Genomic DNA, 5,718 nt, shown 5'->3' on the forward strand with positions numbered 1-5,718 from the left:
TGCTTTAAAACTTCTACCTCTAAAGCAAACACATAAAAAGCTGCACACATGATGCAGCTTTTTTTGCAAAATTTCCTTGATTTTTCATGCTTTTCAACACAATCAAAATTTTCGACATCCACATAAAGCTTTTATAATCATGAGAAACAAGCTTCAAAATAAAAGATTTTTTTCAACAATTCTATTTTTTTATGTTTTTTCTTTAAGAAATTTCTTAAATGAAGTGTTGACTTCATCGATTATATATATATGCGTTACAGCGCAACAAATATGCGACTATTGCTCTATTTTTGCCATTTAAGCAAAACAAATTTCGCAGAAAAATACTCCTCTACAATCAACAACTTTTCCTAATATGGAAAGCATATCAATCTTACATCTCATGTAAGAGAGAGCATTATGCGGTTAATATTTCATCCACGTACAATATGAGAGAATAAGGTGAAATTTCTCTGATACAAAGGGAATACCAACCTACCAAATTATCTATTCTCAACAAAGTAACACTCCCACCGCTTCAATACCAATATATTAGTTTGAATATACGAACACAATTTACATTCTAGATTAAATGTATCAAATAAATAATGAACACAAAATCTATGGATAAACAACGGGTTAACTTTACACGCTTAAAACAAAGGACAAAACTCTATAATCATGCGTTATTAAAATTTTTTTTGTCAATATTTTTATACAGACATCAAAAATCGTACCATTGCTTTCAATACAAGAAATCTACATAAACAATTTCATCTTGATAAACACAACATGCTATATAGGCTGGATTCCATCGATGCTTATGAACAAACGCTTATAAAGCAGATTGAAGTCGCCTCTATTGAAGTAAAAGATGGACAAAACAAACTGTATTTTGTTGTGGAAAGCAAAGGAAGTATTTTCGAAGACATCTTGCGCGATCTGGAAAAAGCAAAAATCCATTGCGGTCGTGAATATTTCAAAGCTTTGGGAGGAAATACCCAATATATTGTTTCTGATAATTATCAAACTTTTATCGATCAAGCACTTCAAGAAGATACCATAACAACTTGAAAAAATATTTGGGCTATGGAAACAGCCCTCCCCTGTTGTTTATAAAATGCAATTTTTTCCTACTCTATAATTTACAAGCTCTTCCTTATAACCGATTTTAATTTTTATTAAACGATTAAGAGATTGTCGAACATTTTCCAGAAAGAGCTGCACATTTAAGAAAAGAAAATTATAAACTATTGAGAATACATTTGGCACCCAAACAATATCGCTGTATTTTTACTGTTTTGCCTCGCACTCTCCTTATCGCATAAAGAAAAGAGCTCCGATTTATGATATGCTTTGTTTGAACGCCTTCTCAATAACATTTGCAATGGCTTATAAGATCATAGAGCAGTTTACTACTTTTCGAGAAACCAACACACTGAGACCTTGACCACAACCTTCGTTATTTTTATGAAAGAACACGAAACCAACAAGCTCCTTAAACTCTAAAATTTGGCCATCTCCAGTAACATGCGGTGTTTATCAACATCATACTTGCTTTGTGCTCTTGGACACCTCTCAAAACCTCTTGAAATATGGGATTCTCTGTTGGTATCTTTGCAAATATCCACGAAATTAAGCACGCATTTCAATGCGGAATAGTCCCATAAACGCGCTAACAGACACCCCTACAGCACCAGCATAGAATATGGCATCCTAGGGCAAGCCCCCCACAAATGCTGACCATCTTCTGCCACGCATCGCGATGTGGAAAATAGCACTGTGCTGCAAACTTGGTGATGTTATTCACCTCATTTAAACCTCCTTGAATCACTATGCTTGCATAACCGCAACAGGTTCAAATGAAGATGAAGCGACAAAAACATCTGGTAAAGCAGCATCTTCTCTCTATTTCATTGTGAACTGTCATAACAAATCTACCCCTCTTTAATAAAAAAGCCTTCTCTCATTGAGGGGAAAATTTTTAAAAATATTGAAAATCATGATGCACGATGACAGACAGCAAACCATCTCTAAAAAGGCTGTTTTTTTACTTTTACAGTGTGCTCTGAGATTTGCTTAAAATTTCCCCGCCTTTAAACTTTTGTTTTTCTAGATTTTCTTATAAGTTTTACAATCAAGAGTAGTTGTTTTAAACACTTTTACGCACATTTTATTGCCTAAAGTCCCTTTTAGACGAATGACTGTCTATATTTCCATCACGACCAAATACGCGAGATTAACAGCGGATATAATGAAAACAGCCTTTTTATAGAAAACCGTAAGCTTAAAGAGATAAACGAAATTGGTAAACCGATCCCCTACCCACTTGTTCTCTTTACCGGTTATGCGAACAAAGAGCCCCATCTGCTCTTTCTGACAAGCAAAAAACATACGCAACATTTGGTAACATACCATTGTTGAAATTCTTGTCACAAAGCCTTCCTTTCAGGGATTATGCGCATTGCCTGCTTCCTTCTCTCCAATAAACAATCTACCAATAAAGAATGTTATTGCAGTTACAATAATACAAAATTATACTTCTATTCTCATTCTATATTTTTTGAATTATCACACATTATCCATCCCCCTCACTGCTATAACAATGAAAGGAGAAAAAATTAAAACACAATATAGTATTTCTCTTTCACAAATCTTATATAAGCCACAAAATTGTTGCGCGACCTTCTATGCAAGGTCAGGCAATAAAATCATATTCTAAAAACCACTCCACACACCACTTTTTGATATTATAAAGATACAAAATGCAATTATCATCCCCACAAAAAATATTTCAGAAAAACACTATTCCTCCTGCAACAATTGGACTACTTCCTCCAATGTTTGCGCACCATTATACGCATAACGAGTTAGATGACTTGTTTATTGCATCATTTGCTCCTCCTGAGGTTCCAGAAGGTACAAAAATCCAAAAAGTTAAAGCGTGGCTACGTGCAATCAATTCTCAATGCGAAGAACCACTTGAAGTCCTTGGTAACTTGCTTGGGGATTTTTTGGAAAAAGAATATTATGACCCAGACCCAAGCGGATTCAATCCACCATTATATGAAAAAATTTTACAGTTACAAAAAGATAAATGTACAGTTTTAGAAAAGTTAAAGGAGTATGACTTGGAATATCAGCGTGGAGGGCATATTATCAAGAATGAGCTGACCTCCACACAAGAATTGCAAAAAGCAGGTCTCCTCTCTACAGAAGAGCTACAAAAACGTATTGCAGAGAAAGGCCTTTCAGCAGTAGAAATCGAAGTAAAAAGAGCATTAGAAAATATAAAAAAAGATCCAAGGGAGGCAGTTCTATTTGCAGCAAATCTATTGGAAGCCTCTTGCAAAGCTTATCTCGACCACCATTCTATCCCATATGCAGAAAACGCCCGTAATAATCTACCCGCTTTATGGGAAGAAGTCGTTAAGAGAGCTAAGATCCATCCCGAAGATTTGAAGCAAGAAAACTTAAAAAATCAAGATCTAGATGAAAATGACTTAAAAATGATCGCATCCGGTCTGTATAAAATTGTAGAAGGTACTATAAAGTTAAGAAACAAGAAAGGTGCAGCGCACGGCCGCTCAAAAAAGGATTTTGAACTAATCAATCTCAAACCTCGCCATGCGCGTTTAACTTTTAATGCCGCCCATTCTCTCTCAATTTATATCTTAGAGCTCATGGATCAGCCATAATAAAAAAGAGCACTATTCTTACATGCCATAACCATTTTCTCTTTACAGGCTTTTTGCTACCAACATAATGCTTTACCCTTTACAAAACACTCTTTGCAAATAATCGGGGTATCGTTACGATCATAGGCATTTTAGGTTTTGTCTTTTAAGACAAAAGGCTAGCAAAGCCTCCACTCCATGCATGTTTGTCTTTTTTATCGCAAAACAACATCATTTTCATCAAAAGCCTATCATAACATTTTATATTTCGAGCTAAGAACAAGAGCAAATTTTCTTAAAATCATTTCTTATCTTTAAGACTTAAGAGCGCTTCCCATCCCCCCCGACATAACCTTCTCTATAGCTTATAAAACCCAATATTCCTATAGCGGGATAAAATTTAGTGATCACGCACTCTATAACTTCCCCTTCCCCACTGCCAGCTTCCATTCAAACATTAGTACCCATGGCTGCAAAAGCAAAAAGCCAGCCCTTCTTTTTCTCACGCCAGAATGTTGATTTTTCTTAAAGATTTCCGCCCCTTTAAAAAGATTGTGTGCCATGATGAAGAGTTTGGCTTGCGTTTTTCATTGGAAGCAAGTTTTGTAGCTTTTTTATGATATTAAGATAGAGGTAAGCTGGAAGCGTTTTTTTCACCTTCTCGCCATTTTTATCTATGGATAGAGATGTTCCGTTTTTTCTCAAGCCAAATTGCAGATATAAGACAGTTTTTTTCTGAAAGACGAGGATATCTGAAAATTTTGGAGAGGACTTTGATTATTTTTGGTTATGTTTGTAGGATTTTTTGGGGCTTCTGGAATAAGATCGTAAACGATTAGTTTCAGGGAAGAATTGGGAAGTTTGCATTTTAGAGAGGCAAAGCTCAGTTTTCAAATTTCAAACTCCAACAACATGTTTTTTAGCTTATTTTTAAGCATCTAGAATAAAGGTTTATTTTGAAATCGCTCTAGTGATGGACGCAATGATAGCAATAAGATTTTGTCTAAAGCAGTTAGCTTTTTTGTCTTCAATTTTTTTAAAGGGTTGGATTGTGCGTTTTTGTCTCACACCATTTGCCACCCATGGGTTTTCTCCCTCCTGACATTGAGCAAAACTGATTGTCCAATCAGGATAAAGTCGCCAGCTACCTAGCCCTCTCGTTGGTCATCTCACAAATGTGTTGCGCATCCCGCTTGGAGCGTTGATAACACTACCTCATCACTTATATGCCCATGAGTTTATAAGCGTTTTGACAAATCAATGGTTCATCGCTCCCATTTACTCTAGAGCACAGGATGCGTGCGTTGTGCAAAATAAGCGTGGTAGGACTACTATAGCTCTTTTTTGGAAGGATTGGTTTTAAGTGTAGGGTGATAGAAATCTCTTACTATTTTTATACACTTTACGAAGAGCTTGATGGGATATTTTTAAAGTCTCGAGACTGAGGTAATGCACAAATAGTTTCAGAGAAGGATTGAGAAGTAGGGTTTTAAGATAGAAAGGTGAGTTCAACTTTTTAGTTGCATGTCTATATGGGCCATTGCATTTTTTAGAGAGGGAATATTTTCAAGCCACCCCATTCCCTCACTGTAGCTTTATGGGTGTTTAGACTCTCGTACGTTTTATCCTTCTTCCATGGTGCTTCCATTATGATCCATCTAGAATGAAAGTTTATTTTGAAAGTTCTCTCGTGAGAGACAAGATGGTAGCAATAAGACCTTTCCTCATATAGCAACCTGCTTGGCAAGGATGCACCTTGGATGTGATATAGACGGACAAATATAGTATGGGTGATGGTGCCTTTTTTTCTCAAGTTAATTTGAGAGGCATCGGAGAATTTTTGAGACCAATCTAGGTTGAGCACTATTTTTTGCACTCTTTTTAGAGAGGGAAGATTTTCAAGTCCCCCCTTCCGTCATAGTTTTATGGGTGTTTAGGCAGTTTGTACGTTTTATCATGAGCGCAATGTCATGTTCAGATGACACGTGATTTTTATGGAAGTCATTAGTTTTGGCACTTTGGTTGCGGGGGCAGGATTTGAACCTGCGGCCTTCAGGTTATG

At 36.2% G+C, this 5,718-nt stretch carries 3 protein-coding genes; 2 read left to right on the forward strand and 1 reads right to left on the reverse strand.

The features are described from left to right. The first annotated feature begins 771 nt into the window (after positions 1-771). Complete coding sequence (locus ACFIK8_RS08660; RefSeq protein WP_375636721.1) at positions 772-1,053, forward strand: hypothetical protein; 282 nt, start codon at positions 772-774, stop codon at positions 1,051-1,053. Positions 1,054-2,187: 1,134 nt separating this feature from the next. Here the strand turns inward: ACFIK8_RS08660 and ACFIK8_RS08665 are convergent. Beyond that, positions 2,188-2,415, reverse strand: coding sequence for a hypothetical protein (locus tag ACFIK8_RS08665; RefSeq protein WP_375669199.1), 228 nt, complete (start codon positions 2,413-2,415; stop codon positions 2,188-2,190). 329 nt (positions 2,416-2,744) lie between these two features. Here ACFIK8_RS08665 and ACFIK8_RS08670 point away from each other — a divergent pair, with 329 nt between their 5' ends. Then, positions 2,745-3,677 carry an abortive infection family protein gene (locus tag ACFIK8_RS08670; protein WP_375669200.1) on the forward strand — a complete coding sequence of 311 codons (933 nt, stop codon included), beginning with the start codon at positions 2,745-2,747 and terminating at the stop codon, positions 3,675-3,677. Positions 3,678-5,718: the final 2,041 nt, after the last annotated feature.

It is taken from the genome of Bartonella sp. MR168JLCBS, assembly GCF_042194175.1.